We start from the raw sequence: 16,292 nt of genomic DNA, 5'->3' as shown, positions 1-16,292 counted from the left end.
TACCTTGCCCACAATGGCATTAGAAAGGAGGCAAGTACCTATGTCAACCTGGAGCGGAATGCGGAACAAGCTGGAGAATGACTATCTGTGCCCGGCACTCCGGGGCCACATCCAGTATTTTGCCACCAGTTACAGCAAAAGCGCCGATCATGAGGGCCGGGCAGCCATTCGCGTGGACGGTGTGGAGGTGCTGCGGAGCAACTACTACACCTATTTTGGAAATGTGTGGGCGAAATTTCATCACTTGCGGTCCACAACGCTGAAAGATCACAACTCCGCAAAAGAGGCCATCAACCAGGCTCATGCCTATGCGCTGGAACAGGGTACCTTTGACCAAAAGGTGTTCTATGAGGCGTTTGGTATCTTTGATAACCAAAGCATTGAGAAAAGCCTTGTCAGCGAGAATCCCCTTGTTCGTATCTTTGCCCTTCTGGATCGCAGGCTTGGCAAGCGCCGCCTGCTGGCTTTGGAGGAACCCATGGAGCAGGAGCAGGACTGGGTGCAGGCCTTCTATGTGATCCGGATGCAGGCAGAAGGGCTAATGGAAAAAGAATAACATTTAGGAGGAATTGCCATGTCACAGATTGCATCCTTTTATCTGATAAAAAATAACCAGCGGCAGGAGTTGTCCGATGGCAACTGCTCTGGCGCGGTCTATATGGCTATCTGGGACTGGTGCGAGTGCGAGCTGGATCTAGATGTCCGTTTTCCTGCTCCCCAGACGGAGGATACCCTGGACTGCGCTCTGCTGGAGGGAGAACTGGCGTCTAAAGTGCTGGCAGCTCTGCGGGAACATAATCTCCCGCAACTGGCCGCCAAAATTGCCCCAGACTGGGATCTGCCCACCGAGGCGGTACAAGGCGGGCTGGAAACGCTGCGCTCCCATCTGGAACTGGTGCAGGACGAAGCTGCCCTGCTGTATGAGATGATTTGACGGGACTATGCCCATGCCAAAGATGAAGGTTAAGAAACGGAAGGAAATACTATGGTGAGAGATGGAATCGTGCTCAAAGAAGAGGATGATCAGGTTATATTCAATCAGTATAGCTTCTGTGAACTGGTGAAACGCCTGCTGGTGGAACTGGTGGGGATCTCTTATGAGGAAGCCTCCCAGATAGTGGAACGCTCACCGCTGGTAGAGCCAGTGACCGATACCATGGAAGTGGCGATATTCAGCCATGAGCTGCCCTATTACTGTGCCATGCTGCTCTACTATGGGAACGGTTATTGGCAAAAGGGCATCCCAGCGCAGCCAGAGGATATGGATGCCCATGAAGCTTTGGAAAAGAAAATTATGGAGAAATACGACTTAAAGGAACCGTTTATATGGACATGAGAGAGACGTTCACCATTGACGGCAGTCACTTTTCCAACATGGCCGGTTTTTATGACGAGGTGGAGCGGGTGTTTACCTTTGGTTTGGACTTGATATTTACGCAGGAACACTACTCCGGTACTATTCTCACAATTGAAAAACTATTGTTCAGCAGTGGCCGGAGGACAATGAGAAACCCTATTACACCGACAAGCCGGATTGGGATGCTTTCGGCGCTATGCTGCTGGTAACCGCCTGCTATACATACAATGAGCCGGTGACACCTACTGTGGAGAAGGACTGGAACTTAGGGGAGCATCCGAAACGAATTGATAAGAGGAAAGTAGATTAGCAAAATGGAAATAGCACTGTAAAGCTGCCACATTTTTTATTATATTGTAAGAAGAAATAAAAGTTTCAGGAAAATTCCTGTGATATAATGCTAACATATAGAAAAATACAAATTCTAGTCTTGATGTAGATAGCGGAGGTGCTGCCTATGATTAAAGCAAAAATATGGATTTTTATAGCTGTCTTTCTGATGATTTTAAGCGGCTGCGGGAAAGAGGAAGCTAAGCCGCTTAAAGTATATTCTTTCAGCGGAGAAAATGATCAGATCGCAGTATCCAACGGAGTTATTATTTTAAGCGATACAGAAGAAACCTTCAGCGGCGGTCAGTTGAAGACAACAGGTGCGGAATTCATTGACATTACGTCCTATTTTACAAAATTTTATATTATTTCAGGAACAGAAAAAGAGACTATTCTTTCTTTTGGTTTGGAAGATCAGACCGGAAATGCGGTCCAGGTTTCCGGAGAACTGGGGAAAATATCGGGAGAAAGCACGCTCAGCAGGATCAAGCTGGACGATGCAGGCAACTGGAAAAATAATCTCTATTTTGAGCTGGTCACAAGAAATAAGGAGGGAAAAGAAAGGGTGTATCAGCTGCAGATGCATGTAAGCGAAGTGACGAAGGGAGCTTCTCCGGAAAACGCTTCTATCGATTAAGCGGAAACCTTACAGTTTGCAGAAGTGGGAGCCAGACTTTAGTGGAAAACTGGTCATGAAAGAAACGACTATGACGGAACTGTTCTTATGAAAGGGCTGCAGGAATATATGGGAGGTGATGCAAGAGAAGTATACGCAAAATGAATATTCATTTTTGTGAACATGAAATAACCTAGGGTAAGAAAAAGATTCCCCAATAAAACAATATATGGTACAATAAAAAACAATGTTATGTGAATAAAAAGGGTGCTGCGATGAATCAATATATTGGACAGCAATTTGCTGTTTTACGGTACGAAAAAAATAGTTTGATTGTTGAAGAGACTGCATCTGCTGCCAGATGCGGTTCCTTCAACGCGGCTTCTTTATGCCCTGCGTCAGCCTGTCGTTATGACAGTGCGGCGTGGGGCTTTTTATATTACTAGGAAAGAGCGTCCTATGATACAAAAACGCTCCGCGAGGATGTGCACTGTGTACCAGAGAAAATAGTTGCCGACACAGCCTCGCTCTGGTGCAGAAATGTGCCAAGTCACATTCATTTTCATTGTCTGAAAGGAGTTAATACACATGAGTTTGAAATATACTTGTCCCGGATGCGGGACTCCATTGGGCTATGACGGTTTGTGCTGGAAATGCAAGTCTGAACAGGAGCGAAAGGCTGCGTTGACCTGGACGCCAGAACAAATCAAAGAAAAGCAGGCTGCTCTGATTCGAAACATTCAGCGTTTGGCTGATATGGAAGATCCAGAGTGTACTGATTTTTGGCAGCTGTTTGGCTACCGGGATGCTATCACTCCAAAGATCCAGAGAGCTGCACTGATGGAAAAAATATTTTACCCCAGCGAAATCTATTATCATGCTCCCAATGATGTTCGGGATGCCTTAATCTCTGCGCTTTTGTCAACGGAGGATTCTGGTGAGGCGTCCAATCTGATGTGCTGTCTTGCCATGCAGGGAGATGATCGGGTGCTGGAAACGATGTTGGAACTGGAGAGAAATCCACGCCCCTGGAGAAAGAACCTCTATGTAAACCCGTCCATTTACGCCCAGTGCGGCGGCTGGACCTTTGACAAAGAGGGACGTCGAATACAGCTTAACTTTGACACCTGTTATCCCATGGTCAAAGGCATGTCCGGCGAGTCCTCTCCTGTCCGTATCGGTCAGGTACGAGGGAATACCTGCCCTCACTGTGGCGGGCGGATGGTGAATATGCTGGTGCTGGATGGCCGGGATGAGCGGCTGAAGTTCCTGGGAGTGGACGGCATTTTGACTGCTGTCTGCTGTCCAAACTGCGTGGGATTTTTGCAAGGCCCCGCCTTTAACCGCTTTACGCTGGATGGAGGCGCAGAGGTATTCCCTTCAGAACTTTTTGATGGGGCGGAGCAGATAAAATGCTATGTCCGGCCGGAGGAATATAAGGCTTTGACTGAAAATTCTTTTGTGCTGGGCAAAGCGCCTGTGCCCTTGTTCTATGGCGGTGCCTGCGACGATGTGAACACTATCGGCGGTTTTGCCAACTGGGTACAGGACTGGGAATATACTGCCTGTCCTCACTGTGGGAAGCCTATGAAATATCTGGCCCAGATTCAGTGGGATACCTTGATGGATGGTACGGAGGGAACACTCTATATCGAGTTCTGTCCAGACTGCCAGATCGTTTCTATGCAGCACCAGCAGACTTGAGCGAATCTCTGTTTCACATAAGAAGGAGCCTGTCATGTGTGAGTATTGCTGAGACATTTAAATAGTTAAATATGGAGAAAATTTGATGCTTCGGAGGATTATCAGGCTTGAAACGTATCTGGAGGAGGAAAAGCTCTGGAGAGCTTGAAGGGAGCAGGAGAAGCTTATGAACAAGGAGGAAACGACTATGCCTGCAGCAGAATGGCTGAACAAATACGAATCAATGAAGGAGAAATTAGCCTGCAAAACGGATCTGGACGCGCATTTTACAGAAAAAGTAATTGGGAGTATGGCGGTGGATGTGCTGGACATCGGCTCTGTCCATTTCCCCACTGGGACAATCTTCGCCTGCGACCCGCTGGTGGAGCTGGAGGACACCTCGCCTTTCCTTCAGACAATCCCTGCCGGAACTTACCCAGTGAAGATTTGCGTGGTGCCCAGCGAGAAATACGGCGACCGCTACGCCTGCATCAAGGTGGTGGTCAGCCAGGAGAAGCCCGTTCGCTATGAGCTGGGGATGGTGGGCAACGAGAATTTGGACGAGGAAGTGGGCGAGGACGATTACTTTGGCTTTGGCGTAGATGCCGGGATGGGATGCATTGCAGACATCCAGACCCAGAAGAACTTCAAGGAGTTCTGGGCCAGGCGGTTGGAGGAAGATCCGGATATTGACCCCTACAATGACCTGTTCTGCGACTTACTGGAGGAAAATGCCAAAGCCCACCCCAAGTATCAGTTAAGCCACGGCGACTGGCTCAACTGGACGGTGCCGGGCACAGACTGTAGCCTGCCTATTTTTTCTTCTGGCTGGGGTGACGGGTATTACCCCGTCTACTTTGGTTACAATGCCAAGGGTGAAGTCTGCGCTGTGTATGTGCGATTTATCGATATTGAAGCCAGCTATGGAGAGCAGGAGTAAGGAGGCAGCGATGAATTGGCCAAAACGAGCGAGGACAGCAGCATGGGAAAGCGGTGTTCTGATCCTGAATGGGGAGAAAAAAATCGAAATCCCGAAGCTGACCATGGATCTCATGGAGCAGCTGGCCGGATACACCCTGGTGGGGTTTTATGTGAAGGACTGCCCGGTATCGGATGAACTGCTTATCCCCTTTGCTGGGCATAAAAGCATGGTCAATTTTGGTGTGGAGAAAGGAGCGCTCACGGACGCCTGTTTTCCCGTTTTTTCCGCCATGCCCAAGCTGCGCTATCTGCTGCTGGACGGCAACGCCGGAATCAACGGAAGTGGTTTGTTCGCTCTCCAAAACTGCAGGCTGGACCTTCTGACCCTTAACCACACCGGACTGAACGATGCAGGTATTATGGCGGCAGCTGCTATTCCAAAACTTTCCCACATCCAGATCGATCATACCGCCGTTACATATGAAGGACTACTGGCTATTGCTGGAAACAGCCGGATCGAGCCGGTGGCCCATGAGCAATTTACCAGGGAGCAAATGGAAGACTTTTCCAAGATTCAGCGAGAAAAGGCGAAAAAGCTGATTGTATTTGATAAACAGGCAGTGGAGGAATGCCGCAGAGTCTTGTCTGCCTTTTTTGAGGAAATGACAGTATGGGAACAGTATATGGAGCAGGCCGGGTTTGAGGACGCCCAGGCGACACCCCGCCTGCTGGCAATCTGGGAGAAGTATGTGAGTGAAAAGCCCCGTGCGGGCTACCGGCCTTTAGGGCTCTCTTACAGTTCACCGGGCACTTACAAGAAAGAGAAGTTTCTTGATGCGGAGCAGCTTACCCGGAACAAGCTTTACATCTACACCAGAGAGGAAAACACAGGCCTTGACCGCCGTTTTCTTATGAAGCGTGTGGGCGAAAGCTGGAAGATCGACGCAGTGCAGGAACGGCTGGATGGCTGGCAGCGAACAGGATTGTGAGGCCTGTCAGGTCGAGAATTGGAAACCAGAGAATGAGGAGGAAACGGATATGGACATTTTACAGCAGTTTCAAAAGTGGCATGAGGAGGATAAATTTGTGCCTGGTGATACCCCCTTTGAGGGCTTCGATCTTACCAGCTTCTGGGACGACAGTATGTATGCTTTAAAAGAATATGTCAGTGAACCGCCTTCTGATGAGCTGATTACCAGCGTGGAGAATGAACTGGGCTACAAGCTGCCTGCCTCCTACATCTGGCTGATGAAGCAGCATAACGGCGGAATACCAAGGAACACCTGCTATCCATGCGATGAACCTACCTGCTGGGCAGAGGATCATGTGGCCATCACCGGCATTTTCGGTATCGGACGGGAAAAGAGCTGCTCCCTCTGCGGAGAACTGGGCAGCCAGTTTATGATTGATGAGTGGGAGTATCCGGCTATTGGTGTGGCTATCTGTGACTGTCCCAGCGCTGGGCATGATATGATCTTTCTGGACTACCGGGCCTGCGGCTCCCGGGGAGAACCAGCTGTGGTCCATGTAGATCAGGAAAACGACTACAAGATCACGCATCTGGCAGACAGCTTCGAGGAATTTATCCGGGGGCTGGAACATGAATCCCTGTATGATCCGGATGAAGATGTAGAGAATTTTGACGAAGAGGATGATGTTGACGAGGAGGAAACCGACCATAAGGGCTCATTTGTCGGGTCTGTCCTTCTTTCTAAAGCGGAGTGGGACAAGGAGCAGCTGCTCCTGGATCTGCGGGAAGAATGGAACATTGTGAATGAGGAGCCGGACGAGAGCGACGAAGATGAGGAGAACAGCGGCGATGCTGTGGTGATGCGGGTCGGCGGCATGATGTTGATCGTGACACTCTTCCACGGTCACATCCCTGACAATGAAGCGGAGATCAACGCCGAAAATAACTATATGTGGCCAGAGGCCGTAGAAGCAGCCAAAGCCCACAAGGCCCATATCATGGTAGCTGTGTTGGGCGAGGAGGAAAAACTGCTGGAACGAGGCAAGCTGTTTACCAAGGCGATGGCAGTGTGCTGCAAGCAGAAATATGCTACCGGCGTCTATACCAGCGGCGTGGTATTTGAACCCCGCTTCTACGAGGGCTTTGCCGATATGATGAAAGAGGACGAGCTGCCCATCTTCAACTGGATCTGGTTCGGCCTGTACCGGAGCGAGTGGGGCCTTAATGGCTACACCTACGGCATGGATGTGTTTGGCAAGGAAGAAATGGAGGTGCTGAATGCCAACGCCGAGCCGGGGGAACTGCGGGACTTTTTGGCCAGCCTTGCCTCCTATGTGCTGGCATGTGATGTTACGCTGAAGGACGGCGAAACCATCGGATTTTCCGCGGACGATAAGCACACCATCACCTGCAGTCCCGGCGTCTCTCTGCCGGAGGAGCAGATGACCCTGAAGATTGCCTATGAGTCTGACGAGAGAGAGCTGGAGAATGATGATGACAGCTTAGGAATGGATGATGCCTCCTATCATATTGAGAGCATTGCGGAGAAGGAGATTCCCATTGCCTCCATTAATGCCTATAATCATATGGCAATTTATCTGCGTTGGTGTATGGAGCATGACCTGATGAGCGAGAAGTTTCTGGAGGAGCATGGCGAGGTGGTGAATCAGGTCAAGGCAGATTCCAGCAACACAGATCTGCGAACATTCATCCGGGAGGAGTTATTCGGCTGTCTGTTCTCGGCTCTGTTCAACCAGAAAGGCCGTGCTTTTGCTCATTATTACTATGGAGAAAATGACGCGCCCTATTATCCTGCCGATATTGATGACTATGCCCTGAAATATTTTGGTCCGTCCCGGTATCACTCCAATGAATTTCAACAGGAGGCATATTTATTCATCCCATTTGATGAGAAATACTATCAGGCCATGGCAAAGGTGATCGAGAAACGCTTTGTCAACTGGCAGGGACAGGATTTTGACGAGGATACTCTGGAGCCTTCCGATGTGGCCCAGGCCATCATGGAGTATCTGGATTGTGAGTGTACCTATTTTCCATCCATGGCAGACGACGACCCCATTATGTCGGCATACAGCTACGCCCAGCGGCTGGGGGTGAGGGAGGGCTTTATTCCCGTGCTCATCAAGCCGGATGAAACGCTGTTGGAATGTCTGGTGATGAATGCCGATCCGGAAAACGATGCGGACTGCTATGAATTTGACCTCAAAACTGTGGAGGAGTACCGCAAGAAGATGCTGACTACTCCCATCAAGGACGGAAAGGCAGTTCTGGAGGAATTGATCGGTCAGCGGAGGGAAGAAGCTGAGGACGACGAGCTGGACTGGGAAGAGGAAGTTCTTGGTGAGATGGAGGGCGGATATGATAACTGCCGCTTCTCTAGCTACTGGGGCTTGGAGAACCACATGACTTACCCCCTCATTTTGGCAAAAATTCCGGTGAAGAACTCTTGGGAGATTTTCGCCTATCTGCCCTTTGGTGGTTGGAACGAGTGCCCCAATACTCCGGAGCTGATGGCAGTGGCGAAATACTGGTTTGAGAAGTATGGCGCAGTCCCTGCTGCCATGAGCCACGATGAGCTGGAATTTCTGCTCCCGACCCCTGTTTCCCAAGAACAGGCCATGGAGAATGCTGCAGAGCAGTATGGCTTCTGCCCGGACATTGTGGTTCAGGAGCAGGATGACCCCACGGTGGGCAATCTGGCAGATACCCTGTGGCAGTCCACCGTCTGGTATTTTTGGTGGGATTAATCGGAGAACATGCAAATGAACGAATATTTGAAACAATACATTGAATTGAAAAAACAGTTTGCTGCGACCAATGAAGGTCCTGACAGCGTCCGCGCTCTCTACGTCTTCAAGGAGGAACTGGAGCAGAGCGAGGATGAGCAGGCCAGGGAAGTGTTGGTGGATGTGTATGACCTGCTGGACTTCAAAAAGGATGCCTACGAGCTGCTCTGCCAAATTGGCAATCGCTCCGATAAAAAGACGCTCAAGCGGCTGGGCGTCTTAAAGGATTATGCGGAGAACTGGGGCAACCATTACGCCATTCCCCGGCCAAAAACGGCGAAGGAAAAGCAGAATGAGAAGGAGCGGCAGAATAAGCTGGGCCTGCCCATCTTCCGGTATCATCCGAATCCACTGGAAACAGGTGCTTTTGAGGAGTCTGCAGATGGTGTTGTCTGTGACTGCTGCGGCAAGACGACCCACGTTTTCTATACAGCTCCCTTTTTCGCTGTGGAGGATATTGCATATCTGTGCCCATCGTGTATCGCAAACGGCGAGGCGGCCCGGAAATATGAAAGCAGTTTTCAGGACGATTTCTCTCTGGATGATGGTGTAGACGATCCTGAAAAGCTGGACGAGCTCATCCACTGCACTCCAGGATATTCCGGCTGGCAGCAGGAATACTGGAGGGCTCACTGCGGTGACTACTGCGCCTTTTTGGGCTATGTAGGTGCCAGAGAGCTGCGGGCGCTGGGGGTACTGGAGGAAGTGCTGGACGATCCTGTGTGGGACGAGGAACAAAAAGAAATGATTCAGGAATCTGTCAACGGCGGGCATTTGCAATGTTATTTGTTCCAGTGCCTCCACTGTGGAAAGCATCTGGTCTGGATGGACTGCGATTGAGGAATTTTTCAAGGAGGAGTTTATTATGGGATACGATGTAAGCTTTCACCCGATTTCACCGAAAGAAATGCAAGAATGGTATTTTGCGCCTCTTGCATGGGTACAGCGGGGACAGGAGGAAAAGGTACGAGCCTTTGCTGCGCAGCTGCTCCGAGATCTGGAACAGAACAAAAAGGTTCTGGAAGATCTGGAAGAGCTTTGGTGTGACGGGCAGCTTGCGGTACTGAAAAAGGCTCTTACTGCCGCTGTAGAGCTGGGTGTCGGATTGCTGGAGGCTACTGAGGTGGTAGAACCTAATCCTATCGCTCCCAATGAGAGTACGAGTTATTCCAACCTGTACCACTGCGATCGGGACGGGGTGTATCTCTATATAGATATGGCTATAAGGCAGATTGCCCAGGCGATGGGGAAAAATACGGACGACAGGTAAGAACAGAAAATGATTGGGAAGGAGAGTAAGGGATAAATGAATGGGATTATTCTTTTGGTTGGGATTTTGTTGCTTGTGATGTTGATCACTCTGCTTGTTACAATGCAATGGGGGAGTCTGCTTCTCTTTTTCCTTGCACTGTATTTGATTTTTAGATAGCGAATGGATTCTGGGAAGAATGCTTTGAGCGTGTCAGTGAAGTGAAAACAGCAGATGATACAAGGAGGACTAAATGGACAAAACATATGAAAAATTCCTGCGAAGCGGCATGGACTTAGCCGCTGTGGGAATTGAATGCTGCAGGGAGAATACACAGTACTTCTGTACGCCAAAAGGCGCGTCTGTTTTTGGCTGGGCAGGAACGGACGGCATTCATTTTTGCTTCATTCGCGGTTTTGGCGGAATGGTTTTTTCTGTTAATCCAATGAATGAATCTCAGAGCTATGTACATCCGCTGGCGAAGGATTTTTCGGACTTTCTGCGCCTGCTCCTTGCCTGCGGCAATGAGGCAGCCCTGGAACAGGCGTGGAGGTGGAGCAGGGAAGAATTTGAGGCCTTTCTTTTGAAAAATCCAGCAGCAGGAGAGGGAGAGAAGACCCTGAAGGAGCTTGCAAAAGCCATGAAGCTGACGCCGATGGAGCAGCCGTGGGAATATATCAGAAAGCTTCAGTCTGATTTTGACTACAGCAGGATTAAATACACGGAGGATTACTATGATATTGACCTGAATCCTTCCGCAGAAATCGCTTTCCCGGAATGGAAGGTTTATTTTGACGGAAACTTTTGGGGACATCATGGAAGAGCGCATGCAGGAAAAGAAATCAGGATCCATAAGGAGTTGGACTGGGCTGGATATCACTGGGGCATTCCGTCTGTTTACTCATGCAGCAAGGGACTGGTAATAGATTTTTGTATGCAGGCAGATATAGAACGGATTCGTGGTTTTATGGAAAAATGGAGTTTGAGTTCGGACAATGATTTTAGGGAGAATTTTACTCGTGAGCAGCAGCTGCAGATAGAGCTGGACAATCCCCTTTGCTTCCATTTTACTCCGCGTATCCTTTTAAACGGAAAGGAGCTTTTGACATCTCATGGCTGTTCTGTGTGCTATAATCCCTGTTTGCCGGAAAGGTGCATGCAGGATTTGGAAACGAAATGGGCTATGGATCATTATGGTTTGGATTATGACTGCGGCTGGGTTATATGCCGGAATGCATTTCCCTGGGCTGGAAGACGCCGTCCGGTAATTAAGAAACTGTCTGTTACAATGGAGCAGCAGTCGGTTCAGATTCCGGGACCTCATTTTAAGATTCACGAACCAGGGGAATCGTTTCCGTTTTACAATCCGGTCAGCAAAATGTCTCATACTTTGACAGTGGAGAGCATGGAGCAGGAAATTCTTTCACGGGACAGCTTTGGTTCAAAGCGCTGGATTTATCCGACGAACTGCATGGTTATGAACTACCGGATATCACCGGAACCGGAGAATAGAATCACGATTTTTGACTGCGATGAGGGAGATCAGCCTCTGGAAAAGAAACCAGAGGAAAATGCCTTTTATCCTGCAGCGAAACAGGCGATCTGTATTATTGGCGGCGCAGGCGGCCCTGCGGAAATTATAATGGGGGATGATTCCCGCAGTTATCTGCGCACTGCATATTCGGCACTGCATTTCGAGCCGGTTCGAGAGGATGTAGAATGGCATATGGTCTTCCATACGAAACAGTTTGAGGAAGAAAGCTTTTCGCTGCTGGAAGAGGAATTTTGCGTTTTTTCCACAGAAACGGACAGTCCAGAAGAACGTTTCGATGCGGATGTCTGAATTTGGACGAACCGAATAGAAATCCATGTGTACAATCAGAAAAGTTTATGATAAACTCAATATATCAGAAATTATGCAGGGGGAGATTTATTTTTTTCGTGCAGTTTTTCTAAAATAAAAGGGATATACTTAGGGGCATCTTTTGAGAGGGTACGGAAAAGAATCATGTATGAAAAACGAAAAATTAATAAAATACTGATTGTGGATGACAGAAATTCTCGGTGAGCTTTTGCTGATGCGTGGAGCTACCTTTACAGTTGTGACAGACGGACTGCAGGCGGTAAATGAATTTAAACGGGCAGAGCCTGGTACATACGATGCTGTTTTTATGGACATTCAGATGCCTGTTATGAATGGATATGAGGCAACCAGGGAGATCCGAGATCTGGATCATCCAGATGTAAAGTCCGTGATTATTCTGGCGATGACAGCCAATGCTTTTGCGGAAGATGTAAAAGAATCCATTGCAGCAGGAATGAACGGACATATTGCAAAACCGGTAGATATGACATTGCTTTACAATACGATTTCTTCCTTGCTTCCAAAAAAACTGTGAGATAGTGCAGAAAACAGGGCTAAACCTTAGTTGGAATACAGTGATTCATCCAAAAAATACAGAGTATGCGCATTAATTAACAAATATTTTCGTTAAAATTAACAAATAAATTGCGTAATACACATAAAAATACAGCGACATAGAGGTTTTTTTGGAGGCTTTTTTATGAGAAATAAAATTTGACAACTGGCTTAAAACGTGATATACATATTTCAACACGGAAACTGATTAGTATTTTAAGTCAAAAGGAGTTGTTCTTATTTTATGAAAGAGAAAAACATTAAACTGTTAAATGTTGACGAGGTAAAGCAGTTCGTGTCGGCCGCGATTCAGTGTGATTTTGATGTGGATGTGTACTACAATCGAGTGATTATTGATGCAAAGTCGATTTTGGGGGTATTCAGCCTGGATTTGAGACAGGTTTTGACTGTTCGGATGTATGGCGAGAATAAAGAGTTTGAAGAGCTGTTGGATACATTGGCACCAGATAGAAAAAAAGCAGCATAAATCAGAACCGTGGAAAATGAAATAGGTTGACTAATCCTGAACAGAGAGAAGCTGATTGCTTCAGTAGGATAAAAGTAAGCCGGGAGGCGGACAGAGCAGAAAAGTGCTTGTCCGCCTCTTTGGTTTGTATTAAAATAGAAGAAGTCAGTTTTGGGAAAGGCAGAGGCGATGGACACGTTGACAGCAAAAAAAACCTGTATTCGGATTTCTGTGCGAAATCTGGTGGAGTTTGTGATTCGAAGCGGTGACATTGATAACCGAAGAACTGCAGGAGCGGAGAAGGATGCCATGCAGGCAGGCAGCAGGATTCACAGAAAGCTGCAGAAGAGAATGGGGGAAGATTACCGATCGGAGGTGGTTTTGCGCCATACCGTGGAAATGGACGGATACCAGATTTTGCTGGAGGGACGGGCTGACGGAGTGATAGAGTCACCGACAGAGACGGTTATTGATGAAATCAAGGCTGTATATATGGATTTACGATTATTAGAAGAGCCGGTTCCCGTTCATCTGGCCCAGGCCCTTTGCTATGCCTATATGTATGGCTGCAGCCATAATCTGGAGAGAATCGGGATTCAGCTGACTTACTGCAGCATTGAGACAGAGGAGATTCGGCGTTTTCGCCAGGACAGAACCTGGGAGGAACTGGAGGAGTGGTTTGAGGGACTGATTCATGAATATGTCAAGTGGGCTGAATATCTCTACCGCCATGGACTTCGCAGAGAAGAATCCTTAAAGGAGCTTTCCTTTCCCTATGAGTACAGGAAGGGGCAGAAGGAGCTGGCTGTTTCTGTTTATCGGGCTGTCCGGAGAAAGGCGAATCTGTTTATTCAGGCGCCGACGGGAATTGGGAAAACACTTTCTACTGTTTATCCGGCGCTGAAAGCGATGGGGGAAGGTTTTGGAGAAAAACTGTTTTATCTGACAGCGAAAACCATTACCCGAAGTGTGGCCGAAGAGTGTTTCGGACTGCTGCGGGAAAAGGGGCTTTATTTTACCACAGTTACAATAACCGCGAAAGAAAAGCTTTGTCCTATGGAAAAGCCGCAGTGCAATCCAGATGACTGTCCCCTTGCCAAGGGACATTTCGATCGGGTGAATGATGCGGTTTTTGCTGTGATCCATGAGCAGAAGGCTATAACCAGAGAGGTGATTCTGGAGTATTCCGAACAGTTTTGTGTCTGTCCTTTCGAATTCTGCCTCGATATCAGCAACTGGGCAGACGGAATTATCTGCGATTATAATTATGTGTTTGATCCCTCGGCCAGGCTGAAACGGTATTTTTCCGATGGGGTTTCCGGCGAATACCTGTTTTTGATTGATGAGGCCCACAATCTGGTGGGGCGGGCGCGGGAGATGTACAGTGCCCAGATAGTCAAGGAAGAGATTCTGGAGGTGAAGCGAAGCATTCGGGGACGAAGCAAAAAGCTGGAGCGCGCCCTGGAACGGTGCAACAAAAGTATGCTGGAAATGAAGCGGAGCAAAGAGGGATATCAGATATTTGAAAATGTTCATCTGCTGGCATCTGAGCTGATGGCGGTTCTGGGTGAGCTGGAGTCTTTCCTGGAAGTGGAAAGAGATTTTCCAGAAAGGGAGTCCGTTTTGGAATTCTATTTTGAACTGCGCCATTTTCTGAATATGTACGAGGGGCTGGATGAGCATTACCGGATTTACGGGGAGCTGGGAGAGGATGGAAGGTATGGGCTTCATCTGCTTTGTATCGATCCGTCCAGGCTTTTATCCCAGTGCCTGGAAAAAAGCAGCGGCACAATCCTTTTTTCTGCAACTCTGCTTCCTGTCCGCTATTATAAAAGGCTTTTAAGCGGAAATGAGGAGGATTATGCCGTGTATGTCCATTCTCCCTTTGACAGCAAAAATCGGCTGCTTTTGATTGCGTCAGATGTCAGCAGCAGGTATATCAGAAGAAACAGGGCAGAGTATCAGCGGGTGGTGGATTATATTGAGATTCTGGCACAGAGCCATAAAGGAAATTACCTGGTGTTCTTTCCGTCTTATCAGTATATGGAAGCAGTGAAGCAGCAGCTGGAGGAACAAACAGAGAGCTGCTTTTCCTGGCGGCTACAGGAAAGCCACATGACAGAAGCCCAGAGAGAGGAGTTTCTTTTGGAGTTTGAGCGGGAAAGAACGCAGTCCTTTGTAGGGCTATGTGTTTTGGGCGGAATTTTTTCAGAAGGAATTGATTTGAAGGAGGAACGTCTGGAAGGAGCGATTATCGTAGGAACAGGATTTCCCATGGTTTGTACTGAGCAGGAGATTTTGAAGAAATATTTCGAGGAGCAGGGGGAAAACGGATATGATTACGCTTATCAGTATCCGGGAATGAACAAGGTAATGCAGGCGGCGGGGCGGGTAATCCGCACCGCCGGGGATCGGGGCGTGATTCTTCTTCTGGACGATCGTTTTCTCAGGCCGGAGGTTCAGCGAATGTTTCCCAGAGAGTGGTCAGAATATGGGCAGGTCACGAGGCAGACGGTGGGATACTGGCTGGAACGGTTTTGGAAGGATCCTACAGCATGTCGATAAACTGCCGGGCGGCCTGAGACAAAGGAATGTTTTCGTTATAGGCAACTACCATCTGCCGGGCAGGAAGCTGTTCTTCCAGATGAACAATAAACAGATCCGGGTCATTTTCCGGGATACAGTAATCTGGTACAAAGGCAATGCCCAGTCCGATGCGGGCCAGATCAATCAGCAGTTCATTGCTGGAAAGCTCAATTTCAGGAACCAGATCCAGCTGATGACGCTGGAACATACTGTGGAGAAATTCACTGGTTGTGCTTTTCCGATCCAGCATAAGGATGGGGCAGGTCTGCAGCTCCTTTAAAGTGACTGTTTTTCCGCGGAGAGAGCCGTATTCGTCATTGGCAGCAAAAACATCGTGAAACTCGTGGATAATCCTCACATTCTGAGTGTTGGAAAGCCCGGAATTGGGATAGTTGGTAATGGCAAAGTCTACCTGGCCGGATTCAAGCAGCTTTGCACAGGCAATGGAGGTCTGGTTTGTGACCTTAATGTGGACGTTGGGATATTTGCGGTGGAATTCCTTTAAATAGGGAATCAGGTAGTAGCGGCAGATGGTATCGCTGGCGCCAATCCGAAGCTGTCCTCCATTTAGAGTATTAGCCTCAAGCAGCTGGTTTTCTCCCTGCTTAATCAGGTTCATGGCTGGTTCAATATGTTTTAAAAGGATTTCCCCCTCCGGCGTCAGCTGAACTCGCTTGGTGCTGCGGATAAAAAGAGGCTGGTTTAATTTTTTTTCCAGAACCTTGATTGACTGGCTTACTGCAGACTGAGAAATAAACAGCTGTTTGGATGCTTCTGAGAAGCTTAGGGTATTTGCTACATGATAAAAGACCTTGTATAATTCATAATTAATATCCATCATTAGTCCTCCTTATAAGTATGTTCTATCTTACCATAAAAACTAATAAA

Annotated in this window: 15 protein-coding genes and 1 pseudogene; 15 read left to right on the top strand and 1 reads right to left on the bottom strand. The window is 48.2% G+C overall.

Annotation, left to right across the window (positions count from 1 at the left end; translation table 11 throughout):
* The first annotated feature begins 40 nt into the window (after positions 1 to 40).
* From ACESON_RS09205 to ACESON_RS09135, 15 genes and pseudogenes are all read left to right on the top strand, one after another.
* Positions 41 to 556, top strand: a complete 516-nt coding sequence (locus tag ACESON_RS09205; RefSeq protein WP_373109423.1) for a hypothetical protein — start codon at positions 41 to 43, stop codon at positions 554 to 556.
* Between the two features lie 18 nt (positions 557 to 574).
* A complete protein-coding gene (locus tag ACESON_RS09200; protein WP_177959694.1) occupies positions 575 to 934 on the top strand; it encodes a hypothetical protein in 360 nt (119 codons plus the stop codon).
* A 51-nt stretch (positions 935 to 985) separates the two neighbouring features.
* The gene (locus ACESON_RS09195; protein ID WP_177959693.1) at positions 986 to 1,336 is read left to right on the top strand and encodes a hypothetical protein; all 351 of its coding nucleotides are present in this window, start codon (positions 986 to 988) and stop codon (positions 1,334 to 1,336) included.
* The gene (locus ACESON_RS09190) at positions 1,327 to 1,566 is read left to right on the top strand and encodes a hypothetical protein (RefSeq protein WP_373109420.1); all 240 of its coding nucleotides are present in this window, start codon (positions 1,327 to 1,329) and stop codon (positions 1,564 to 1,566) included. Before ACESON_RS09195 ends, ACESON_RS09190 begins: the two co-directional genes overlap by 10 nt.
* Before the next feature lie 248 nt (positions 1,567 to 1,814).
* A complete protein-coding gene (locus ACESON_RS09185; protein WP_373109419.1) occupies positions 1,815 to 2,324 on the top strand; it encodes a hypothetical protein in 510 nt (169 codons plus the stop codon).
* 567 nt (positions 2,325 to 2,891) lie between these two features.
* On the top strand, positions 2,892 to 4,007 hold the full coding sequence (locus ACESON_RS09180; RefSeq protein ID WP_373109417.1) for a hypothetical protein: 1,116 nt from the start codon (positions 2,892 to 2,894) through the stop codon (positions 4,005 to 4,007).
* Positions 4,008 to 4,173: 166 nt separating this feature from the next.
* The gene (locus ACESON_RS09175) at positions 4,174 to 4,926 is read left to right on the top strand and encodes a DUF4241 domain-containing protein (protein WP_373109415.1); all 753 of its coding nucleotides are present in this window, start codon (positions 4,174 to 4,176) and stop codon (positions 4,924 to 4,926) included.
* A 10-nt stretch (positions 4,927 to 4,936) separates the two neighbouring features.
* A complete protein-coding gene (locus ACESON_RS09170; RefSeq protein ID WP_373109412.1) occupies positions 4,937 to 5,896 on the top strand; it encodes an NTF2 fold immunity protein in 960 nt (319 codons plus the stop codon).
* 88 nt (positions 5,897 to 5,984) lie between these two features.
* Positions 5,985 to 8,645 (top strand): annotated as a pseudogene (locus tag ACESON_RS09165) (DUF4253 domain-containing protein); the annotation flags it as partial.
* A gap of 15 nt (positions 8,646 to 8,660) precedes the next feature.
* Positions 8,661 to 9,524 (top strand): CbrC family protein, encoded by an 864-nt coding sequence (locus ACESON_RS09160; RefSeq protein WP_373109411.1) that lies wholly within the window; start codon positions 8,661 to 8,663, stop codon positions 9,522 to 9,524.
* 25 nt (positions 9,525 to 9,549) lie between these two features.
* The gene (locus tag ACESON_RS09155) at positions 9,550 to 9,954 is read left to right on the top strand and encodes a hypothetical protein (RefSeq protein ID WP_373109409.1); all 405 of its coding nucleotides are present in this window, start codon (positions 9,550 to 9,552) and stop codon (positions 9,952 to 9,954) included.
* A 232-nt stretch (positions 9,955 to 10,186) separates the two neighbouring features.
* Positions 10,187 to 11,776, top strand: a complete 1,590-nt coding sequence (locus tag ACESON_RS09150) for a hypothetical protein (protein ID WP_373109408.1) — start codon at positions 10,187 to 10,189, stop codon at positions 11,774 to 11,776.
* Positions 11,777 to 11,981: 205 nt separating this feature from the next.
* Positions 11,982 to 12,332, top strand: coding sequence for a response regulator (locus ACESON_RS09145; protein ID WP_373109406.1), 351 nt, complete (start codon positions 11,982 to 11,984; stop codon positions 12,330 to 12,332).
* Between the two features lie 264 nt (positions 12,333 to 12,596).
* On the top strand, positions 12,597 to 12,839 hold the full coding sequence (locus ACESON_RS09140) for an HPr family phosphocarrier protein (protein WP_177959434.1): 243 nt from the start codon (positions 12,597 to 12,599) through the stop codon (positions 12,837 to 12,839).
* A gap of 168 nt (positions 12,840 to 13,007) precedes the next feature.
* A complete protein-coding gene (locus tag ACESON_RS09135) occupies positions 13,008 to 15,383 on the top strand; it encodes an ATP-dependent DNA helicase (protein ID WP_373109599.1) in 2,376 nt (791 codons plus the stop codon).
* On the opposite strand, the gene ACESON_RS09130 is transcribed toward ACESON_RS09135, so the two are convergent.
* A complete protein-coding gene (locus tag ACESON_RS09130) occupies positions 15,367 to 16,242 on the bottom strand; it encodes a LysR substrate-binding domain-containing protein (protein WP_177959440.1) in 876 nt (291 codons plus the stop codon). The genes ACESON_RS09135 and ACESON_RS09130 overlap by 17 nt on opposite strands.
* Positions 16,243 to 16,292 lie beyond the last annotated feature (50 nt).

The organism is Lachnoclostridium sp. Marseille-P6806 (genome assembly GCF_964238185.1).
Lineage (GTDB): Bacteria > Bacillota > Clostridia > Lachnospirales > Lachnospiraceae > Brotaphodocola.
The sequence above is the reverse complement of the archived record's forward strand: the minus strand, read 5'-3'. Positions and strand labels throughout refer to the sequence as shown.

Excerpts from the sequence above, each read along its gene's own strand:
- ACESON_RS09175 (WP_373109415.1), top strand. The coding sequence starts at position 4,174 with ATGAACAAGGAGGAAACGACTATGCCTGCAGCAGAATGGCTGAACAAA.
- ACESON_RS09135 (WP_373109599.1), top strand. The coding sequence starts at position 13,008 with ATGGACACGTTGACAGCAAAAAAAACCTGTATTCGGATTTCTGTGCGA.
- ACESON_RS09150 (WP_373109408.1), top strand. The coding sequence starts at position 10,187 with ATGGACAAAACATATGAAAAATTCCTGCGAAGCGGCATGGACTTAGCC.
- ACESON_RS09185 (WP_373109419.1), top strand. The coding sequence starts at position 1,815 with ATGATTAAAGCAAAAATATGGATTTTTATAGCTGTCTTTCTGATGATT.
- ACESON_RS09190 (WP_373109420.1), top strand. The coding sequence starts at position 1,327 with ATGGACATGAGAGAGACGTTCACCATTGACGGCAGTCACTTTTCCAAC.
- ACESON_RS09170 (WP_373109412.1), top strand. The coding sequence starts at position 4,937 with ATGAATTGGCCAAAACGAGCGAGGACAGCAGCATGGGAAAGCGGTGTT.
- ACESON_RS09200 (WP_177959694.1), top strand. The coding sequence starts at position 575 with ATGTCACAGATTGCATCCTTTTATCTGATAAAAAATAACCAGCGGCAG.
- ACESON_RS09140 (WP_177959434.1), top strand. The coding sequence starts at position 12,597 with ATGAAAGAGAAAAACATTAAACTGTTAAATGTTGACGAGGTAAAGCAG.
- ACESON_RS09160 (WP_373109411.1), top strand. The coding sequence starts at position 8,661 with ATGAACGAATATTTGAAACAATACATTGAATTGAAAAAACAGTTTGCT.
- ACESON_RS09145 (WP_373109406.1), top strand. The coding sequence starts at position 11,982 with ATGACAGAAATTCTCGGTGAGCTTTTGCTGATGCGTGGAGCTACCTTT.
- ACESON_RS09130 (WP_177959440.1), bottom strand. The coding sequence starts at position 16,242 with ATGGATATTAATTATGAATTATACAAGGTCTTTTATCATGTAGCAAAT.
- ACESON_RS09195 (WP_177959693.1), top strand. The coding sequence starts at position 986 with ATGGTGAGAGATGGAATCGTGCTCAAAGAAGAGGATGATCAGGTTATA.
- ACESON_RS09205 (WP_373109423.1), top strand. The coding sequence starts at position 41 with ATGTCAACCTGGAGCGGAATGCGGAACAAGCTGGAGAATGACTATCTG.
- ACESON_RS09155 (WP_373109409.1), top strand. The coding sequence starts at position 9,550 with ATGGGATACGATGTAAGCTTTCACCCGATTTCACCGAAAGAAATGCAA.
- ACESON_RS09180 (WP_373109417.1), top strand. The coding sequence starts at position 2,892 with ATGAGTTTGAAATATACTTGTCCCGGATGCGGGACTCCATTGGGCTAT.